This is a genomic window from Sphingobium fluviale (assembly GCF_004122115.1).
Lineage (GTDB): Bacteria > Pseudomonadota > Alphaproteobacteria > Sphingomonadales > Sphingomonadaceae > Sphingobium > Sphingobium fluviale.
Window position 1 is genome coordinate 34,328 of sequence record NZ_SBKP01000010.1, and the last position, 19,821, is coordinate 54,148.

A 19,821-nucleotide genomic window follows, 5' to 3' on the forward strand; every position below is an offset into this window, starting at 1 on the left:
CGCTGCATCAGAGTTTGCACCTGCGGTAAGTGCGCGCTAAAGGAGCCTGATTCTGGTTGTTACAGGGGAATGAGACCGGCATGGCTCAGGCACAAAAAGGCGCGAAAAATCGGCCATTATCGCCGCATCTGGGGATTTGGCGCTGGGGACCGCATATGGCGATCTCGATCCTGCATCGCATCACCGGAGATGGGCTGGCGATTGTCGGCGCGATGGGCCTCGTATGGTGGCTGGTCGCAGCGGCGACTGGTGCAGAAGCCTACGCAACATTCCTGATCTGCGCTACCAGCCCTATCGGCTATGTCGTGATGATCGGCCTCACTTGGGCCTTTTTCCAGCACCTGCTCTCCGGCCTGCGCCATTTCGTGCTGGATATGGGTGCGGGCTATGAGTTGCAGACCAACAAGACCTGGTCCGTGCTGTTGCCATTGCTCGCCATCGTCATCACGGCGAGCATCTGGCTGATGATTTTTGCGAGGGAAATCTGAACCATGGGTAACGGCACCTCCATCGGCCGCGTGCGTGGCCTCGGCTCTGCCAAATCGGGCGCGCATCATTGGATAGTCCAGCGCTTTACCGCGGTAGGCAACCTTCTGCTCGTTTTGTGGCTGATCTTCTCGATCCTCCAGATGCCCGGCCTCGATTATGAAAGCGTTGTCGGCTGGCTCTCGCAACCGCTGGTCGCGGTGCCGATGGCGCTGATGCTGGTCAGCATTTTCTGGCACCTCAAGCTCGGCCTTCAGGTGCTGATCGAGGATTATGTCCATGACGACGGCTTGAAGTTCGTCGCCATCATGGCGCTCAATTTTTATGCAATTGGCGGGGCCGCTCTCGGCATTTTCGCCATCGCCAAAATCGCATTTACGGGGGGCGCTGCGGCATGACCGAAGCCTACAAGATCATCGACCATATCTATGACACTGTGGTCGTCGGCGCGGGCGGATCGGGCCTGCGCGCTACCATGGGCAGCGCGGAAGCAGGCCTCAAGACCGCGTGCATCACCAAGGTGTTCCCGACGCGCAGCCACACGGTTGCGGCGCAGGGCGGCATTGCGGCGTCGTTGTGCAACAACACGCCGGACCACTGGACCTGGCACATGTATGACACCGTCAAGGGGTCTGACTGGCTGGGCGATCAGGACGCAATCGAATATATGGTGCGTGAGGCGCCAGCCGCGGTATACGAGCTGGAGCACGCGGGCGTGCCCTTCAGCCGCAATGCCGATGGCACGATCTATCAGCGTCCGTTCGGCGGCCACATGCAGAACATGGGCGCGGGCCCACCGGTGCAGCGCACCTGCGCCGCCGCCGATCGTACCGGCCACGCGATGCTGCATGCGCTCTATCAACAGAGCCTCAAATATGCGGCGGATTTCTACATCGAATATTTCGCCATCGACCTCATCATGGAAAATGGCGAATGCCGGGGCGTGATCGCGCTGTGCATGGAGGATGGCTCCATTCACCGTTTCCGCAGCCAGGCGGTTGTGCTGGCGACTGGCGGCTATGGCCGTGCCTATTTCTCTGCAACCTCGGCGCACACCTGCACGGGTGACGGTGGCGGCATGGTGCTGCGCGCGGGCCTGCCATTGCAGGATCTGGAGTTCGTACAATTTCACCCCACCGGCATATATGGCGCGGGCGTGCTCATCACCGAGGGTGCGCGCGGTGAGGGCGGCTATCTGACGAACTCGGAAGGCGAGCGCTTCATGGAGCGCTATGCCCCCTCCGCCAAGGATCTCGCGAGCCGCGACGTCGTTTCCCGCTCGATGGCGATGGAGATGCGCGAAGGGCGCGGCGTCGGCCCGAACAAGGACCATATCTATCTGCACCTCGATCATATCGACCCGAAGGTGCTGGCCGAGCGTCTGCCCGGCATCACGGAAAGCGGCAAGATTTTCGCGGGTGTAGATCTTACGCGCCAGCCGCTGCCCGTCTGCCCGACGGTGCACTATAATATGGGCGGCATCCCGTGCAATTATCACGGGCAGGTCGTCACCAAGGTGGGCGATGACCCGGAAGTGGTTGTCCCCGGCCTCTATGCGGTGGGCGAGGCGGCCTGCGTTTCCGTCCACGGCGCGAACCGGCTCGGCTCCAACTCGCTGATCGACCTTGTGGTTTTTGGCCGCGCGACTGGCCTGCACTTGAAGGAAACGCTGAAGCCCAATGCCGCGCAAAAGCCGCTGCCCAAGGACAGTGCAGACCTCGCGCTCGGCAGGCTCGATCATTTCCGCAACGCTTCGGGTGGTTCCTCCACCGCCGAGGTGCGCCTGGACATGCAGCGCACGATGCAAAAGCATGCCGCCGTGTTCCGCGACAGCGCGCTACTCTCTGAAGGCGTGCAGCGTATGGAACAGGTCAACAAGCGCCTAAGCGATGTACGCGTGTCTGACCGCAGCCTGGTCTGGAACACCGACCTGGTCGAGACGCTGGAGCTGGACAATCTGATGTCTCAAGCGGTCTGCACCATGGTCGGCGCCGAAGCCCGCAAGGAATCGCGCGGTGCGCATGCACACGAAGACTTCCCCAACCGCGATGACGCGAACTGGATGAAGCACACCGTGAGCTGGTTTGATGGCTGGGGTGGAGGCGCCAAGGGCAGCGGCACGGGCAAGGTTACGCTCGATTACCGACCGGTGCATGATTATACGCTCACCGACGAGGTGGAGTATATCCAGCCCAAGGCGCGCGTCTATTAAGCGTATAGGCAAGCGCGCTTACGCGACGTTGTCTATACCCAGCTCGGTCAGTTTGCGATAAAGTGTCGAGCGGCCGATGCCCAGCCGCCGCGCGACCTCGGTCATGCGGCCGCGATAATGGCCGATAGCGAGGCGGATCACGTCTGCCTCGATATCCGCGAGCTGACGGATATGGCCGGTCTGTTCATAGAGGGTGATTGCGCCGCCGTCGTTATGATCGGCATTGTCTGCCGCATTTGTATGGCCCGGAATCAGTGTACGGGCCTGCGCGGCGATCTGAGGGAAATCCTGGGGACCAAGGAAATCGCCCTCGCATAATACCGCAGCGCGAAACAGCACATTCTGGAGCTGGCGGACATTACCGGGCCAGTCATGCTGCATCAGCAGGCCAAGCGCCTCGTTGGTGATGCTCAGGTTCTTGAGGCCGTGCTGGCTGGAAAGCCGCGCGAGCAGATGACGTGCCAGCGCCGGAATATCCGTGCTGCGCTCCCGCAACGGCGGCACGGTGACGTGCATCACGTTGAGGCGATAGAACAGGTCTTCGCGGAAGCGCCCGGCGGCGACTTCCTCCTCCAGCACCTTATTGGTCGCTGCGATGACGCGCACGTCAATGTGGGTGGGCAGGCGTGCGCCCAGTGGCTGCACCTCGCCATCCTGCAAAACACGGAGCAGCTTCACCTGCGCATCCAGCGGCATTTCGCTTACTTCATCGAGGAAGATAGTCCCCATATCAGCGTCTACAAATTTGCCGATCTGCCGCTCGAACGCGCCGGTGAACGCGCCGCGCTCGTGGCCGAACAATTCCGATTCGACGAGGTTGGCGGGAATGGCGCCGCAGTTGACCGCGACCATGCGGTTGCGGTGGCGAGGCGACGCGGCATGGATAGCCTGCGCGATCACTTCCTTGCCGACGCCGCTTTCGCCCTCGATCAGCACCGGGACGCGGGCACGCGCGGCCTTGGCGGCAATGGCGAGCGCGGCTAGGAAATGCGGAGCGCCGCCGACTATCTCGTTGAAGGCCAGCGGCGCGGTTAGCTTTTCCGTCAGTGGACGCAACTCACCGGAGCGTTCCTCTGCGCGGTCCAGCGTGGCGTTGAGTGCCGCCAGCAGCCTGTCTGGCGCGATAGGCTTGGCGAGATAGTCGCTCGCGCCTGCGCGCATTGCCTCCACCGCATCCAGCACATCGTTCTGAGAGGTTATGACCAAAATAGGCAGAGAAGGTCGACGTTCACGGATTTGACGGATGGTCTCCACCGGCTTCATGGCGGGGTTCCAATGGTCTATCAGCACCGCATCCAGCTGCATTCCGTCGCGCGTGCCAAGTGTGGCGAGCGCGGCATCCTGATCGCTGGCATAGATGGTGCGCCATCCCGCACGCGCTGCCAGCGCCGAAACCAGGCGCTTCTGCGCCGGTTCGTCGTCTATCAGCAGCAATAGCGGCATACCATTGAGCGCCATCAATCATCCTAATATGGTGACGCACCGGAATAGTCTGCCAAGGTAAAAACGATGTTAATCAGTAAAGCATTGTGCGATTCTGTCCTTGTCGCAGCCGCATGATACCCCTAAGTGAAGCGTTTGGGATCAAATAGACAGTGTGATACGGGGAGTTAACATGGCATCTGGCAACGATATGAAGATGGCGGAAGAAACCTATTCGGGCTTCATTGGACTCGTCAAATGGGGCACGATCCTTACTGCTGTCGTCGCGGTAATCGTCGTCCTGCTCATAGCCTGACGGTCATAACAGGGGACCAACTGTGAAAATAGCGGTATTGAGGGAGCTTGCCGTTGGCGAGCGACGGGTTGCTGCCAGTCCTGAGACGGTGAAGAAGTTCATCGCGCTGGGCGCTGAAGTTGCTGTAGAAGCAGGTGCGGGCCTTACCGCATCCATCGCGGATGCGGATTATGCAGCTGCTGGCGCCAGCGTCGGGGATCGCAAAGCGACGCTGAAAGAGGCCGATATCATCCTAGGTGTGCAGGGGCCTGCAGTTGATTCGCTCGGTGGGCAGAAGGCAGGCGCGATGCTGGCGGCGGGGTTAAACCCGTTCGGTGAGCGCGCACGGGTGGATGCCTATGCTGCGGCCGGGATCGAGGCGCTGGCGATGGAGTTCATGCCGCGCATCACGCGCGCGCAGTCGATGGACATTCTCTCGTCGCAGTCGAACCTGTCCGGCTATAAGGCTGTGCTTGATGCCGCCGCGGAATATGGCAAGGCCTTCCCGATGATGATGACGGCGGCAGGCACGGTCAGCGCCGCCAAGGTGTTCGTCATGGGCGTGGGCGTTGCGGGCCTGCAGGCAATCGCGACCGCGCGTCGTCTGGGCGCTCAGGTCTCGGCCACGGATGTTCGTTCGGCGACCCGCGAGCAGATCGAAAGCCTCGGCGCCAAGGCGATCTTCGTTGAGGACGTGAAGGGCATCGAAGGCGAAGGTTCGGGCGGCTATGCCACCGAGATGTCCGATGAATACAAGGCTGCACAGGCAGCTCTGGTCTCCAGCCATATCGCCAAGCAAGACATCGTGATCACCACCGCGCTGATTCCGGGACGCCCGGCCCCGCGCCTCATCTCCGACGCGCAGATTGCGAGCATGAAGCCGGGCAGCGTGATCGTCGATCTTGCTGTCGAGCAGGGCGGCAATGTCGAAGGAGCAGTCGCTGGCGAGGTCGTCACGGTGCATGGCGTCAAGATCGTCGGCCACAAGAATGTGCCTTCGCGCCTCGCCACCGATGCCTCGGCGCTGTTCTCGCGCAACATCTTCAACTTCCTTTCTGCCTTCTGGGACAAGGAAAAGAACGCGCCAGTGCTCGACGAAGAGATCGGTAATGCTATCCGCCTTACCAAGGATGGCAAGGTCGTCAACGAGCGGCTGCTGGGGTGAGGGTACTAGGCCACTTAGTGGCTCTCGTTTACGCTTGTCTTACTTGGGCGTTTCCCAGCGCAGGCATGGCGAAGGGCGTAACTGCCTTTAGCAACGTCTGGATTGTGGTTGCTGAGAGCGCACCTGCCGACGAGTTTGTTGTTCACCCCAAGGAAGTGGTTTTTAAGCAGAGAGTTCTACCGACTGGAGCCGCGCAAATTCAAAGCGACTACGAGGGTATTGATGGAAAAAATGCCGCGCAAAGTGGTGCGCAGTTAATTGAACTTCGAGCAGAAGGCAAAGCTATTTTCTGCTCAACAGATATGGGGCACGACTTTGAATATAACAATACATGGATTGGACGCAAAAACAGAGTAAGATGTTTTTCTGACGATGACTTAGATGGAGATTTCGACCAAAGTTTTTGGGGATATAATTCTGTAAAAGAACTCCCTACGCTCGTTGGTATAATTCCAGATAAGTTGGAGCAGGCAGTTTCTATTCCTTACTCCCGAATAAATCCCAATGATTTTAAACAAAAATACTTTGTCGCTGTGTTTTTTACAGGAAAGTCGTTCATCAGGGGGAATCTTGAGTTTGATATCAGGTATGGTGAAGATGGTCGGTGGGGTTACTTTAATTCCCCTAAAATATCTCCCGGACAGATTAAATCTTACCCTGATATTATGACGATAATGGGATCGATTATCTCGGCTAAGCGTGCAGATGAATCCAGTGTCCGCGTAAAAGTTCTGCGCATGATGCCAGCACAGCCATTTGGTATAACTGTGATGAAGTTTACGTACTTTATGTAGGGGAATATCATGGATTTCATTTCCATACTTTCGATTTTCGTGATGGCCTGTTTCGTCGGCTATTATGTAGTCTGGTCGGTTACGCCGGCTTTGCACACGCCGCTGATGGCGGTGACGAACGCAATTTCGTCGGTCATTATCGTCGGCGCGCTGATCGCGGCTGCCGAGGGCGGTGATGGCCTTGCCAAGTGGCTTGGCCTTGCGGGCGTTGTCTTCGCCAGCGTGAACATCTTCGGCGGCTTTGCCGTGACAGAGCGCATGCTTGCCATGTACAAGAAGAAGGAGCGCAAGTGATGCATGAGGTAGCTCAGCTTCCCTGGGGGGTGGCGCTGGCCTATTTGGTGGCAGGCGTGCTCTTTATCTTCGCGCTGCGCGGGCTTTCCAGCCCGGCGACCAGCCGCGCGGGCAACCGCTATGGCATGGCAGGTATGGGCATCGCGATCGCGACTACGCTCTATACCCATGATGTTGTGGCTCTGCCTGAGATCATCGGCGCGATCGCCATTGGCGGCGTGATCGGCTTTATCACCGCGCGCAGAATCGCGATGACGGACATGCCTCAGCTTGTGGCGGCGTTCCACTCGCTGGTCGGCATGGCGGCAGTTGTGGTGGGTGCGGCGGCTTATCTGAGCCCGGCGGCTTTCGGCATTGCTGACCCGGCGACCGGCGAGATTTTCGCCGCCAGCCGCATCGAGATGGGCCTTGGCGTCGCCATCGGCGCGATCACCTTCTCAGGCTCGGTCATCGCGTTCCTGAAGCTCAATGGCAATATGTCGGGCAAACCGATCCTGCTGCCTATGCGCCATGTCATCAATCTGGGCACCTTGCTCGGCATCCTCGGCCTTGTGGCCTATTTCACGCAGGATCAGGCGCCTTGGGTGTTCTGGACCGTGACGGCATTGAGCTTCCTCATCGGCTTCCTGCTCATCATCCCGATCGGCGGGGCGGACATGCCGGTCGTCGTCTCGATGCTGAACAGCTATTCGGGCTGGGCTGCCGCCGCCATGGGCTTCACGCTTGGCAACACCGCGATGATCATCACCGGCGCGCTGGTGGGTAGCTCCGGCGCGATCCTCTCCTACATCATGTGCAAGGCGATGAACCGCGGGTTCCTCTCCGTAATCGCGGGCGGCTTCGGCGCCGAAGCCGCTGTATCCGGTGGCGAAGCGAAGGAACAGCGCCCGTGGAAGCGTGGTTCGGCGGACGACGCCGCGTTCCTGATGCAACAGGCCGAGAGCGTCATCATCGTCCCCGGCTATGGCATGGCGGTGTCGCAGGCGCAGCATGCGCTGCGCGAAATGGGCGACCTGCTGAAGAAAGAGGGTGTCTCGGTCAAATATGCGATTCACCCGGTCGCGGGCCGTATGCCCGGCCATATGAACGTGCTGCTTGCCGAAGCGAACGTGCCTTATGATGAGGTGTTTGAGCTGGAGGACATCAACAGCGAGTTCAGCCAGGCAGACGTCGCCTTCGTAATCGGCGCGAACGATGTGACCAACCCGGCAGCCAAGACCGACAAGACCTCGCCGATCTACGGCATGCCGATCCTTGAGGTCGCCAACGCCAAGTCGGTGCTGTTCGTAAAGCGCAGCATGGGCGGTGTTGGCTATGCCGGTGTCGACAATGACGTTTTCTACATGGACAACACCATGATGCTGCTGGCCGACGCCAAGAAGATGGTCGAGGATATCGTCAAGGCGCTCGCGCACTGATCCAACAAAAAAGGGGGTGCGGCCCGAAGGCGCGCACCCCCATGAAGTGCCGAGGAGGAGGCGTGGGAAGACGCCTCTGACCGGAAGAGGAAACGGTGTTTCATCCGCTGGTCGATTGCTTGGCTACACCGCGTGCGGTCAAGCTTCGTTGACCTGCATCAACAATGCGCCTCAACCGAGAAATTTCCTCACCGCCGCCGTGAACTTCTCCGGATGGTCGAGCATTATCTGGTGCGCGCTCGGCCCTATGCCCGTCAGAGTGAGGGCCTTCACCCCCGCATAGGCCGCCTTAAATCGCTGTAATTGCGCCCTATCAAGCCGGGGTGTGCCGGGCAGCGCAGGTACAACGGTCAGTGGGCAGGCAAGCGCGCGCAACTTCGCGGTCAGGTCTGTCTGCGCCAGTTCGGTCAGCGCCTGCGCGATCACCCTTGGGTCGCTATCCCGCCCGCCCGGCGTTTGGCGCACCATATCGGTCAGCATCTGTCGCCCCGCCTTGGTGCCGGTGAAATAGCCGTTCAACTGCGTGGCGAGATAGCCATAGCCCTGCGCTGTGCCACCTAGCATTGCCGCCCCATCGGGCAGCATATCCACCACCATGATGCGCGCTGGCTTCACGTCTGGGCGCAGGCCAAGCATCAGCGCAACTGTGCCGCCCATGCTGTGTCCGATGATCGCCGGCGCGCGCAGCCCATGCGTGTTGATATAGCGTGCCAGATCTGCAGTGAGTGGATCGAGCAGCGGCCCGGCTGCGTTGGCGCCTGCGGGGCGTTTGGCAAAGCCGCTGACATGCACGAGATGCAACCGATGGCCGCTGAGCCGTTTGACGAGGGACGCCCAGATTGCGGGGCTGCTGGCAAGGCCGGGGATCAGCAATATGTCGCGCCCGCCAGCCTTCAGATCCCCGCGAAGTATCACGCCAATACGCTGGGACGTGAACGGAGCGTTCGCCGTCGCCCTTCCTCCCAGCGAGCCTAAAACGCCATAAGCTGCGGCGCCCAATGCGCCGCGAATCACTGCGCGCCGTGTGCCGTCAAATTCGGCTGCTTTATCAATCATCAAGTCGTCACTGCCATGATATGCCCCGCTGTGCGCGGCGGGTTCCTCAAATTAACCGATTATTTGAATCATTCGTCGCATAATCCCTCCATTGAGCGCGAAAAACAGGGCTAAACCTGTTCTTGGGGCACCGTGCGGCATAGATATAAGCACGATTGCAGGGTCGTCGAGGGCAGATAATCGGGTGTGCGGGTCGAATGAAGGTTAAACGAGGCGGTAAGGCCGATTATCGGTGTGGCAGCGGAAAGCAGAGCCAGAGTCGGCAGCATTGGCCCAAAGCTCTCGCGGCGTTCATACTTGCGGGCGGCATGATGGCAGCCAGCACATTTTCTACCAGTCAGGCCGTGCCGCCTGCCTCGTTCACATCTCCGCTTCGCTTAACTGAAATTTCGCCACAGGAGCGCCGAGCAAAGGCGCCTGCCGCCTTGCGCGTCCAGATCGAGACGCTGGGCAGCAGCTTCAATGGCACGGTGGCGATTTCTGTGCGCCCGGTCGATGCCGACTGGGAGGCCGCCTACAACGCAGATAGCCTGATGCCGCAGCAGAGCGTGTCAAAGCTGTGGGTGGCGATGGCAGCGCTCGATGCCGTCGATCGCGGCAAGCTGACGCTGCTTGATCCTGTTACAGTCCGCCCCGATGATCTGACGTTATTTCATCAGCCGCTCGCCGCGATGGTACGCAGCACAGGCTACACAACTGATGTGGCGGATCTGATGACCCGCGCCATGACCGAGAGCGACAATACCGCCAACGATGTGGTGCTACGCCAGATAGGCGGGCCGGAGGCGATTCGCGGCTATCTCGCGCGGCGCTTCCTCGCCAATATCCGGTTTGGCCCCGGCGAGCGGGTGCTGCAGAGCACTACGGCGGGCCTCGAATGGAATCAGAGCATGGCGATGGGCAGAGGGTTTTATGCCGCCCGCTCCGCCCTACCGAAATCGGTGCGGGAAAAGGCGCTAAACGACTATCTGGCGAATCCGATGGATGGCGCGGCGGCGAGCAGCATTACGCTGGCGCTGGCTCGGTTGAAGCGGGGAGAGATGCTCTCGCCCGCGTCCACGGCCTATCTGCTAGCCGTGATGCACGAGGCCAAGACCGGCCGCCAACGCATCAAGGGTGGTGTCCCCGCGGGCTGGAGCTATGCGCACAAGACCGGGACCGGACAAGAGCTATACCCCCGTGCGACCGGCTTCAACGATGTCGGCATCATGACCGCGCCCGATGGGACCAGCTATGCGGTGGCAGTGATGATCGCGAGCACGACGGTCTCGATCCCGGAACGCTGGGCGGTGATGCAGGGCGTGGCGCGTGCAGTAGCGGCTTATCATGACGGGCCGGTGATGGATCAAAGGTTCAGCTACGCCACCAAATAAGCTTTGATTTGGCAGGGGCAGCCTGCTCGGCTATCCCGCCATCATGTCCGATCAGAATCATCTCTATCTTGTCGATGGCAGCGGCTATATTTTCCGCGCCTATCACCAGCTCCCGCCGCTGACCAACAAGCATGGCGTGCCCGCGGGCGCGGTCTATGGCTATACGACGATGCTGTGGCGGCTGGCGAAAGATTTGCACGAGGCGGATGGCCCCACGCACATGGCGGTGATCCTCGATAAATCCGGCACCACTTTCCGCAACGATCTCTATGATAAATACAAGGCGAACCGGCCGCCGCCGCCGGAAGACCTTGTGCCCCAGTTCCCGCTGATCCGCGAGGCTACGCGCGCCTTTTCGCTGCCGTGCATCGAGGAGCAGGGCTTTGAGGCGGACGACATCATCGCGAGCTATACAAGAGAGGCGCTAGCGCGTGGCTGGCATGTGACGATAGTGTCGTCCGACAAGGATCTCGCCCAACTCATCCAGCCCGGCGTCGACATGCTCGATACGATGAAGAATGAGCGGCGGTCAGACAATTATGTGCTGGGAAAGTTTGGCGTTGGTCCGGACAGACTCGGCGATGTGCTGGCGCTGATGGGGGATGCGGTGGATAATGTCCCCGGTGTGCCCGGCATCGGTCCCAAGACCGCATCCAAGCTTATCAATGAATATGGTACATTGGACGGTGTATTCGCTGCGCTGCCGACGATGAAGCCATCGAAGATGCGCGACAACTTGATCGAGCATGAGGCGATGGCGCGGCTATCGCGCCAGTTGGTGGAACTGCATGCACAGGTGCCGCTGCCCGATCCGCTCGACGACCTGAAGCTGGGCGAAATTCCGCCAGATCCGCTGCGCGCGTTTCTGGAGGATCAGGGGTTCAACTCGCTGCTTGCGCGCCTCAACAATGGCAGTGCACCGGCAGGCCGTGCGCCCAATATGACGAAGGCGGCGATAACTGCGCCTGCGTCCGGGCCTTCCGCACCCGCCAGCCCAACACTGCCCGCTATCGACCGCAGCCTCTATGAGACGGTGACGGACCTTGCCACGCTGGAGCGATGGATAGTGCAGGCGCGGGCCGAGGGCGTGGTCGCAGTTGACACCGAGACCGACGCGCTTGATTCGGTTGCGGCTAATCTGGTCGGTATCAGCCTCTCTACCGGGCCGGGCAGGGCATGCTATATCCCGCTGGCACATGGCGGCACCGATATGTTTGCCGAGCGGCCTGAGCAGATAGACACCAAAGCCGCGCTTGCCGCGCTGAAGCCGATGTTGGAGGATGAAGGCGTCCTCAAGATCGGACACAACCTTAAATATGACATCAACGTGTTGGAACGGGCGGCGCAGCTTGCCGGGCTGGGCGGCATCACGATCCGTCCCTATGACGACACGATCCTGCTCGCTTTCGACCTTGAAGCGGGCAAGGGGCTGGGCGGTCAAGGCATGGATGAACTGGCCCGCACCCAGCTCGGCCACGAGTGCATCAGCTTCAAGGACGTAACCGGCACCGGCAAGAAGGCGATCAGCTTTGCCGAGGTGCCGCTGGACCGCGCGACCGAATATGCTGCCGAGGACGCGGAAGTGACCTACCGCCTGTGGCAGATGCTGAAACCGCGCCTTCATTCGGAGCATGTAACCCGCGTCTATGAGCTGGTGGACCGGCCACTTGCGCCCGTAGTCGCGCAGATGGAGCGCGAGGGAATAAAAGTGAGCCGCGACTATCTCTCGCGCCTGTCGGGCGAGTTTGCCGAGGGGTTGGCCGCCTTGGAGGGCGAGATTCATGGCCTTGCCGGGCAACCCTTTGTGATTGCCAGTCCGCAGCAACTGGGCGCAATCCTGTTTGACAAGCTGGGCTACAAAGGCGGCAAAAAGGGAAAGACCGGCGCTTATTCCACCGACGTCACGGTGCTGGAGAAGCTGGCGGCAGAAGGCGCGGTGATCGCGCGCAAGGTGCTGGACTGGCGGCAGCTCGCGAAGCTGAAGTCCACCTATACCGATACGCTGCAGGCTCAGATCAATCCTCATACGGGCCGTGTCCACACCAGTTATAGCCTCACCGGCGCGCAGACCGGGCGGCTTTCCTCTACCGACCCCAACCTGCAAAACATCCCGATCCGCACCGAGGCGGGGCGGCAGATCAGAGAGGCGTTCATTGCCGAAGAGGGCAATGTCCTGCTGTCTGCCGATTATAGCCAGATCGAACTGCGGTTGGCCGCGCATATGGCCAATGTGCCTGCCTTGAAGGAGGCCTTCGCCCGCGGAGAAGATATTCACGCCGCCACCGCGCAGGAGCTGTTTGGCGAGGTCAACCGCGATACGCGCGGACGGGCGAAGACGATCAACTTTTCGATCCTCTATGGCATATCCCGCTGGGGGCTGGCCGCGCGGCTGGAGATTTCGCCGGACGAGGCGCAGGACATGATCGCGCGTTATTATGAGCGCTTTCCCGGCATCGCCGCCTATATCAACGAGACGCTGGAGAAAGCGCGGGCGGATGGCTTCACCTGTACGCTCTTTGGCCGCAAGACCTGGTTCCCGCGCATCACGGCATCGGTGATGCACGAACGCCAGGGGGCGGAGCGCGCGGCGATCAATGCGCCGATCCAGGGCACCTCGGCAGACATCATCAAGCGCGCGATGGTGCGCATGGGCCCGGCTCTGGCGCAAGCCGGGCTGCATGACGTGAAAATGCTGCTGCAGGTGCATGACGAGCTGGTGTTTGAACTGCCCGAAAGCGATGTGGAGCGTGCATCGCCTGTCATCCGCGAGGTAATGGAAAACGCCGCCGCGCCGCTGGTGCATATTTCTGTGCCGCTGGTGGTGGAAGTGGGCACTGGCAAGAGCTGGGGTGCTGCCCATTGACCGAGGTCAAGGATACCTTCTCCCGTCCAGTGCATGAGGGCATGCTCGCAGGAGGATGACCTTGGACCAACCCACTACAAAGCCGGCCACGCCCTATGAAGCACTGGGCGGCAGCGACGTGATCGAGCGCATCGTGGCTCGTTTCTATGACCTTATGGACAACGACCCTGCCTATGCGGAACTGCGCGCGATCCATGCAGAGGACCTGGGACCGGTGCAGGCCGGGCTGAAGCAGTTTCTGGCCGCGTGGACGGGCGGGCCGAAAAACTGGTTCGATCAGGGCAAATGCGTGATGTCGCTGCACCGCGCCTTTCCGATTTCAGCCGAGATCGGCGAGCAATGGGCCGATGCGATGGCCCGCGCAATTGCTGAACAGCGCGATATCGCGCAGGACTTGAGCGAGGCGATGCAAATCCGGCTGGCGCAGATGGCGCGGGCGATGGTCAATCAGCAGAAGGATGCCGCCGCAAGCTAGCCTCCGCGCTTCTTCCGTGCGCAGAGGATATAATTGAGATGGGTATTGTCACTCAAGGCAAAGCCCGTGCGCGGGTCAAAGGAGATTCCGCGCAGATCGAAGCTCTCCAGCCCAGCGTCGGACAGCAGCCCTTGCAACTCATCGGGCGTCAGAAACTGTTTCCATTCATGCGTGCCCTTGGGGATGAAGCCCATCCCTTCGCCCATAGTGATCATCGCGAATCGTGAGAGCGCGGTGCGGTTGGGCGTGGAGAGGATCATCAGGCCGCCGGGCGCCAACGCCTCAGCCAGCCCGCGCACGAACAGGGCAGGGTCGGTCACATGCTCGATCACCTCCATGCTGGTGACGAGATCGAACGCACCCTCCATGCCAAGCGCCTCTATGCCTGCGCCACGATAGTCTATGCTCAGGCCTTGAACCTCGGCATGGGCTTTCGCCGCCGCTATATTCTCCTGCGCCGCGTCGATTCCTGTCACCTGAGCGCCAAGCCTTGCCAGCGGCTCGCAGAGCAGCCCGGCTCCACAGCCGACATCGAGCGCATGCTTGCCTTTCAGCGGGCGGATATCCCGCGCGTCTGCCCCCCAGTGCGCATCAATCGCCTCCCTGATGTAGCGGAGGCGCACGGGATTGAGCTTGTGCAGCATCGCGCTGCTTCCCTTGGGGTTCCACCAGTCTGCCGCCAGCGCGCCGAAATGCCTTGCTTCTTCCGGGTTTATGGTTGTCTCTGGCCTGCTTGCCATATTGGTCCTTGCTGACTATAGCGGCGCGGTTTTCACGCGGGGGGCGCTCGCCTTCCCGCTTCTTAACGGCAAACAGGTCTGGCAGCAAATATGGCGCGCATAGTCATGAAATTCGGTGGCACCTCGATGGCGGGGATGGAGCGAATTCGCAATGTGGCCGCGCGTGTCAAATATGTGGTCGATCAGGGCCACGAGGTTGCGGTCGTCGTCTCCGCTATGGCGGGCGAGACCGATCGGCTGGTGGGCTTCTGCAAAGAAGCCAGCCCGCTTTACGACCCCGCCGAATATGACGTGGTGGTAGCCGCCGGCGAGCAGGTGACGAGCGGGCTGCTGGCGATGACGCTCAAAGCCATGGGCGTCGATGCGCGCAGCTGGCTCGGCTGGCAGTTGCCCATCCGCTCCGGCGAGGCCCACGCCAAGGCGCGGATCGAGACGATCGAGACCGATGCGTTGCTCACTGCGATGCAGAGCGGGCAGGTTGCCGTCATCCCCGGTTTTCAGGGCATGATGGAGGATGGCCGCATCTCTACTCTGGGCCGGGGCGGGTCCGATACCTCGGCTGTTGCTGTGGCTGCGGCGGTGAAGGCGGATCGCTGTGACATCTATACCGATGTAGACGGTGTCTATACCACCGACCCACGGATCGTCAGCCGCGCGCGCAAGCTCGATAAGGTGACGTATGAGGAAATGCTGGAGATGGCCTCGGTCGGCTCCAAGGTGTTGCAGACCCGATCGGTAGCATTAGCGATGAAGGAGAAGGTGCGGGTACAGGTGCTCAGCTCCTTCGATGAACCCAGCAATGACGACGAACCCGGCACGATGATTGTCGGCGAAGAGGAAATAGAAGGAAGCGACATGGAACGCCAGCTCATCACCGGTATCGCGGTCGACAAGAACGAGGCGAAGGTCATCGTAACGCGCGTGCCGGACAAGCCCGGCGCGGTGGCCAGCATCTTCGGTCCGCTCGCCGATGCCAGCATCAACGTCGACATGATTATCCAGAACGACAGCAAGGACACCGCCGAAACCGACGTGACCTTCACCGTGCCACGCGCAGATCTGGCGCGCAGCGTGGACATATTGGAAAGCCGCAAGGACGAGATCGGCTTCAACCGGCTGATCACCGATGCGGAAGTGGCGAAGGTGAGCGTTGTGGGTGTCGGCATGCGCAGCCATGCGGGCGTCGCGGCAATCATGTTCAAGACGCTGGCGGAACGCGGCATCAACATTGAGGCGATCTCTACCAGCGAGATCAAGGTATCAGTCTTGATCGACGAAGACGAGACCGAGCTGGCTGTGCGCGTGCTGCACACCGCCTATGGGCTGGACGCGGAGCAGGCGGCTTGAGCGCTGCCCTTGGCGCACTGATGGCGCGCGGCACCGCGCTGTTGGGGTCCGAAGTCGCGATCATCTGTGGCGCGATGAGCTGGGTGAGCGAGCGTAACCTAGTCTCCGCAGTCAGCAATGCAGGTGGCTTTGGTCTCATAGCTTGTGGCGCGATGACGCCGGAGTTGCTGGACAAAGAGATCGCGGCGACCAAGGCGCTTACCTCCAAGCCCTTCGGCGTCAATCTGATCACCATGCATCCGCAGCTTATGGACCTGATCGCCGTCTGCGCGAAACATGGAGTGACGCACATCGTGCTGGCGGGCGGATTGCCGCCCAAGGGCAGCATCGAGGCGATCAAGGCGAGCGGCGCGAAGGTCATCTGCTTCGCCCCGGCGCTCTCTCTGGCAAAAAAGCTGGTCCGTTCCGGTGTGGATGCGCTCATCATAGAGGGGATGGAGGCGGGCGGGCATATCGGCCCGGTGGCAACCAGCGTGTTGGCGCAAGAGATATTGCCGGAGTTGGCGTCGGAGGTGCCGATCTTCGTCGCGGGTGGCATCGGGCGAGGCGAGGTGATCGCCTCTTATCTCAAAATGGGTGCCGCAGGGGTTCAGCTCGGCACGCGGTTCGTTTGCGCGACTGAGAGCATCGCCCACCCGGACTTCAAAAAGGCGTTCATCCGCGCCAATGCGCGCGATGCGATCGCCAGTGTGCAGATCGACCCACGCCTGCCGGTAATCCCCGTGCGCGCGCTCAAGAATGTCGGCACGGAAGCCTTCACCGCCAAGCAGCGCGAAGTGGCGCAGATGCTCGATGAGGGCAAGGTCGACATGATGGCCGCGCAGCTAGAGATCGAGCATTACTGGGCGGGCGCGCTACGTCGTGCGGTGATAGACGGCGACGTCGAGAACGGTTCGCTGATGGCCGGGCAGTCGGTTGGTATGGTGAGCAGGGAGGAACCCGTTGCCGCCATTCTTGCGGAGCTGGTCGCACAAGCGGAAACCGCGCTTGAAGCAAGCTGAGGGGCGACTTCACCCAATATAAAGCATTTTTCTCTATGGGCCTTTCGCACAAACAGGTTGCGAAAGGAAGAGACGTGTCCAACGTCGAAATGGTAGAACAGATCAATAATGCAATCGGTGCGCACGGCTCATGGAAGCTGAAGCTGCGCGTTGCAATGTCCAGCGGCAGCAGCGAGATCGATCCAGACAGAGCCTGCCGGGACGACAAATGCCCCTTTGGCCGATGGATCCATGGCGATGCCATCGACCCGGTGACGAAGCAGGGCAAGCCCTATCAGGTAGTGCGCCGCCTGCACGCCGAATTTCACCAAACCGCGGCCAATGTGCTGCGTCATGCCATCTCTGCGCGCAGAACCGAAGCGGAGCAGCTTTTTACAGGCGAGTTTGCCGAGCGCTCTGAAAAGCTGGTGCGCGCGCTCGCCAAGTGGAAGGGCGAATTGCTCTGACGCAATCAGACTGATCCGGGATCGGATCTGCAACCCCTTGGCATCTGCGCCCGCTTTCTGATAGCGATGGCTTATGCCCGATACGCCTGCCGCCGCCGCCCGACAGATATTGATCCGCCTGCATGAGGTGATGGCCGCGCGCACCAATGCACAGGTCAAGCTCAACAAGGTTGTGGAGATCATCGGTGAAGCACTCTCCAGCGAGGTGTGCTCGATCTATCTGCTGCGCGAAGGGGTGATGGAGCTGTTCGCCACCCGCGGTTTGAAGCAGGAGGCGGTTCACGTCACCCGGCTTGCACCTGGCGAGGGTCTGGTCGGCACCATTGCAAAGAATGTCGAGACGCTGAACCTTGATGAAGCCGCCGCCCATCCAGACTTCGCCTATCGCCCCGAAACGGGGGAAGACCTGTTCCACAGCTTTGCCGGCGTGCCCATCGTGCGGCGGGAAAATGCGGTGGGCGTGCTCTGCGTCCAGCATGTAGACCCGCGCCGTTATGAGGAAGTGGAGATCGAGGCGCTGCAGACCGTGGCGATGGTACTGTCAGAGCTGATTGCCAACGCCGGGTTGGCCGATGAAGGGCCGAGCGATGTGCGCATCGGCGGCACAGGTACGCAAATCGTCTCCGGTTTGCAGCTCGTCATGGGCATGGCGCGGGGGCAGGCGGTGTTTCACCAGCCGCGCGTTACTATCGAGCATACAGTGGCGGAGGATGTGGAAGCAGAGCGTGCGCGCGTCTATTCCGCCTTCACCAAGATGCGCGAGCAGATCGATACGCTGGGCAGCACCTCTGAATTCGGTGTGGATGGCGAGCATCAGGAGGTGATCGCCACCTACAAGATGTTCGCCTATGACGAGGGCTGGTCGCGCCGCATCAACGAAGCAATCGACAGCGGCCTCACCGCCGAGGCGGCGATAGAGCGCGTGCAACAGCGTACCCGCATGCGCATGCGCCAGATTGACGACCCGTTGTTGCAGGACCGGATGCACGATCTGGAGGACCTCTCCAACCGCCTTTTACGTATCGTCTCCGGTCAGCTTGGCACGGCGGCGCAGCTTGGTCTGCGGCAGGACGCCATCCTGATCGCGCGCAATCTCGGCCCTGCCGAGCTGCTGGAATATGACCGGCGGCGCCTGAAGGGAGTGATCCTTGAGGAAGGCTCGCTCACCGCGCATGTCATTATCGTGGCGAGAGCGATGGGCGTGCCGGTGCTGGGGCGGGTGCGCGATGTGCGCCACCTCATCAACGAGGGTGATCTGATCCTGATGGACGTCACCGAGAACCGGTTGTTCATCCGCCCCTCGCCAGACATGGACGAGGCGTTCGAGAGCAAGCTGCAGCTCAGCCAGAAGCGCCGCGCCAAGTTCGCCGAGATGCGCGATGCGCCCGCCATTACCAAGGACGGAGTGCGTATCGAGCTGATGGTGAATGCGGGCCTGCGCGACGATGTCGGCGCGCTCGACGTGACTGGCGCGGATGGCATTGGCTTGTTCCGTACCGAATTTCAGTTTCTCGTCTCCGCCACCATGCCGCAGCGCGAACGGCAACAACGGCTCTATCGCGATGTGATGGATGCGGCGGGAGATCGCCCTGTGATTTTCCGCACGCTTGATATCGGTGGGGATAAGGCGTTGCCCTATCTGCATCATGATGACGACATGGTAGAGGAAAACCCGGCTATGGGCTGGCGCGCGGTGCGGCTCAGTCTGGAGCGCGACGGATTGATGAAGGCGCAGGCGCGCGCGCTGCTGGAAGCGGCGGCGGGGCGGACGCTCCATGTCATGTTTCCGATGATCTCCGAACCGTGGGAGTTTGATGTCGCCCGCGCCTTGTTTGAGCATCAGCGGCAATGGCTGATCGAACGGCGCAAGATGTTGCCGAGCAGTATCCGCTATGGTGCGATGCTGGAGGTGCCTGCGCTGGCGGAGGTGCTGGACATATTGTTGCCCAAGCTCGATTTTCTCTCAATCGGCACCAATGACCTGACGCAGTTCCTGTTCGCGGCGGACCGCGCCCACCCCAAGCTGGCCGAGCGGTATGACTGGCTGAGTGTTGCGATATTGCGCTTCCTCAACCGCATTGCGCGCGCGTGTGAGGCCGCGGCGGTGCCTGTGGGGGTATGCGGAGAGATGGGTGGGCGTACGCTGGAGGCGATGGCGCTGATCGGTCTCGGTATCCGCCGCCTGTCGATCACCCCGGCGTCGGTTGGTCCTGTGAAAGCTATGATCCGCTCGCTGGAGGCGGTGCCGTTAAGCACGGCGGTGCAAACTATGCTCGTCAGCCCGCCAGAGAGCATGCGAAAGGCATTGATCGCATACGCACAGCAGGCGAGCGTGGATCTGGATTGAAAGCTTGATACGAACCTTCGGTTCACCTGGGCCTGGATCAGGCACTGAGAAGTTAACGCGTTTGACAGGCAAAAAACCGCCCAATTA

Annotated in this window: 18 protein-coding genes; 15 read left to right on the forward strand and 3 right to left on the reverse strand. The window is 60.9% G+C overall.

Annotated features, from left to right (window positions below; genetic code table 11):
- The first annotated feature begins 80 nt into the window (after positions 1-80).
- Genes sdhC through sdhA form a run of 3 tightly spaced genes read left to right on the forward strand, consistent with a single transcriptional unit; the run spans position 81 to position 2,698 of the window.
- Positions 81-488, forward strand: coding sequence for a succinate dehydrogenase, cytochrome b556 subunit (gene sdhC / locus EQG66_RS10695; RefSeq protein ID WP_129404579.1), 408 nt, complete (start codon positions 81-83; stop codon positions 486-488).
- Between the two features lie 3 nt (positions 489-491).
- Positions 492-884, forward strand: coding sequence for a succinate dehydrogenase, hydrophobic membrane anchor protein (sdhD, locus tag EQG66_RS10700; RefSeq protein ID WP_129404580.1), 393 nt, complete (start codon positions 492-494; stop codon positions 882-884).
- Positions 881-2,698 carry a succinate dehydrogenase flavoprotein subunit gene (gene sdhA / locus EQG66_RS10705; RefSeq protein WP_129404581.1) on the forward strand — a complete coding sequence of 606 codons (1,818 nt, stop codon included), beginning with the start codon at positions 881-883 and terminating at the stop codon, positions 2,696-2,698. Before sdhD ends, sdhA begins: the two co-directional genes overlap by 4 nt.
- An 18-nt stretch (positions 2,699-2,716) precedes the next feature.
- Here sdhA and EQG66_RS10710 read toward each other — a convergent pair whose 3' ends face one another.
- Positions 2,717-4,156: a sigma-54-dependent transcriptional regulator gene (locus EQG66_RS10710; protein WP_129404582.1), complete on the reverse strand. Its 1,440-nt coding sequence runs from the start codon at positions 4,154-4,156 to the stop codon at positions 2,717-2,719.
- Positions 4,157-4,313: 157 nt separating this feature from the next.
- On the opposite strand from EQG66_RS10710, the gene EQG66_RS10715 reads away from it, so the two are divergent.
- The 5 genes from EQG66_RS10715 to EQG66_RS10735 all read left to right on the forward strand — a co-directional run bounded on the left by EQG66_RS10715 (position 4,314) and on the right by EQG66_RS10735 (position 8,086).
- The gene (locus EQG66_RS10715; RefSeq protein ID WP_129404583.1) at positions 4,314-4,436 is read left to right on the forward strand and encodes an aa3-type cytochrome c oxidase subunit IV; all 123 of its coding nucleotides are present in this window, start codon (positions 4,314-4,316) and stop codon (positions 4,434-4,436) included.
- A 22-nt stretch (positions 4,437-4,458) separates the two neighbouring features.
- Positions 4,459-5,580, forward strand: coding sequence for an NAD(P) transhydrogenase subunit alpha (locus EQG66_RS10720; RefSeq protein ID WP_129404584.1), 1,122 nt, complete (start codon positions 4,459-4,461; stop codon positions 5,578-5,580).
- A 65-nt stretch (positions 5,581-5,645) separates the two neighbouring features.
- Positions 5,646-6,374, forward strand: coding sequence for a hypothetical protein (locus EQG66_RS10725; protein WP_129404585.1), 729 nt, complete (start codon positions 5,646-5,648; stop codon positions 6,372-6,374).
- 9 nt (positions 6,375-6,383) lie between these two features.
- The gene (locus EQG66_RS10730) at positions 6,384-6,668 is read left to right on the forward strand and encodes an NAD(P) transhydrogenase subunit alpha part 2 (protein ID WP_129404586.1); all 285 of its coding nucleotides are present in this window, start codon (positions 6,384-6,386) and stop codon (positions 6,666-6,668) included.
- Entirely contained in the window at positions 6,668-8,086 is a 1,419-nt protein-coding gene (locus tag EQG66_RS10735) for an NAD(P)(+) transhydrogenase (Re/Si-specific) subunit beta (RefSeq protein WP_129404587.1), read from the forward strand. Before EQG66_RS10730 ends, EQG66_RS10735 begins: the two co-directional genes overlap by 1 nt.
- A gap of 171 nt (positions 8,087-8,257) precedes the next feature.
- Here EQG66_RS10735 and EQG66_RS10740 read toward each other — a convergent pair whose 3' ends face one another.
- A complete protein-coding gene (locus tag EQG66_RS10740) occupies positions 8,258-9,142 on the reverse strand; it encodes an alpha/beta fold hydrolase (RefSeq protein WP_129404588.1) in 885 nt (294 codons plus the stop codon).
- 311 nt (positions 9,143-9,453) lie between these two features.
- Between EQG66_RS10740 and EQG66_RS10745 the strand changes: the two genes are divergently transcribed.
- The 3 genes from EQG66_RS10745 (at position 9,454) to EQG66_RS10755 (ending at position 13,853) form a co-directional block, all read left to right on the forward strand.
- Positions 9,454-10,515, forward strand: coding sequence for a serine hydrolase (locus tag EQG66_RS10745; RefSeq protein ID WP_425470241.1), 1,062 nt, complete (start codon positions 9,454-9,456; stop codon positions 10,513-10,515).
- Between the two features lie 43 nt (positions 10,516-10,558).
- Positions 10,559-13,378 (forward strand): DNA polymerase I, encoded by a 2,820-nt coding sequence (polA, locus tag EQG66_RS10750; RefSeq protein WP_129404590.1) that lies wholly within the window; start codon positions 10,559-10,561, stop codon positions 13,376-13,378.
- A gap of 61 nt (positions 13,379-13,439) precedes the next feature.
- Positions 13,440-13,853, forward strand: coding sequence for a globin domain-containing protein (locus tag EQG66_RS10755; RefSeq protein WP_245988039.1), 414 nt, complete (start codon positions 13,440-13,442; stop codon positions 13,851-13,853).
- On the opposite strand, the gene ubiG is transcribed toward EQG66_RS10755, so the two are convergent.
- Positions 13,850-14,593 (reverse strand): bifunctional 2-polyprenyl-6-hydroxyphenol methylase/3-demethylubiquinol 3-O-methyltransferase UbiG, encoded by a 744-nt coding sequence (gene ubiG, locus EQG66_RS10760; protein WP_129404592.1) that lies wholly within the window; start codon positions 14,591-14,593, stop codon positions 13,850-13,852. The genes EQG66_RS10755 and ubiG overlap by 4 nt on opposite strands.
- A gap of 90 nt (positions 14,594-14,683) precedes the next feature.
- Between ubiG and EQG66_RS10765 the strand changes: the two genes are divergently transcribed.
- The 4 genes from EQG66_RS10765 to ptsP all read left to right on the forward strand — a co-directional run bounded on the left by EQG66_RS10765 (position 14,684) and on the right by ptsP (position 19,734).
- Positions 14,684-15,940, forward strand: coding sequence for an aspartate kinase (locus EQG66_RS10765; RefSeq protein WP_129404593.1), 1,257 nt, complete (start codon positions 14,684-14,686; stop codon positions 15,938-15,940).
- A 20-nt stretch (positions 15,941-15,960) separates the two neighbouring features.
- A complete protein-coding gene (locus EQG66_RS10770; RefSeq protein ID WP_129404645.1) occupies positions 15,961-16,941 on the forward strand; it encodes an NAD(P)H-dependent flavin oxidoreductase in 981 nt (326 codons plus the stop codon).
- 74 nt (positions 16,942-17,015) lie between these two features.
- The gene (locus tag EQG66_RS10775; protein WP_164975660.1) at positions 17,016-17,387 is read left to right on the forward strand and encodes a CZB domain-containing protein; all 372 of its coding nucleotides are present in this window, start codon (positions 17,016-17,018) and stop codon (positions 17,385-17,387) included.
- Between the two features lie 73 nt (positions 17,388-17,460).
- Positions 17,461-19,734 (forward strand): phosphoenolpyruvate--protein phosphotransferase, encoded by a 2,274-nt coding sequence (gene ptsP, locus EQG66_RS10780; RefSeq protein ID WP_129404595.1) that lies wholly within the window; start codon positions 17,461-17,463, stop codon positions 19,732-19,734.
- Positions 19,735-19,821: the final 87 nt, after the last annotated feature.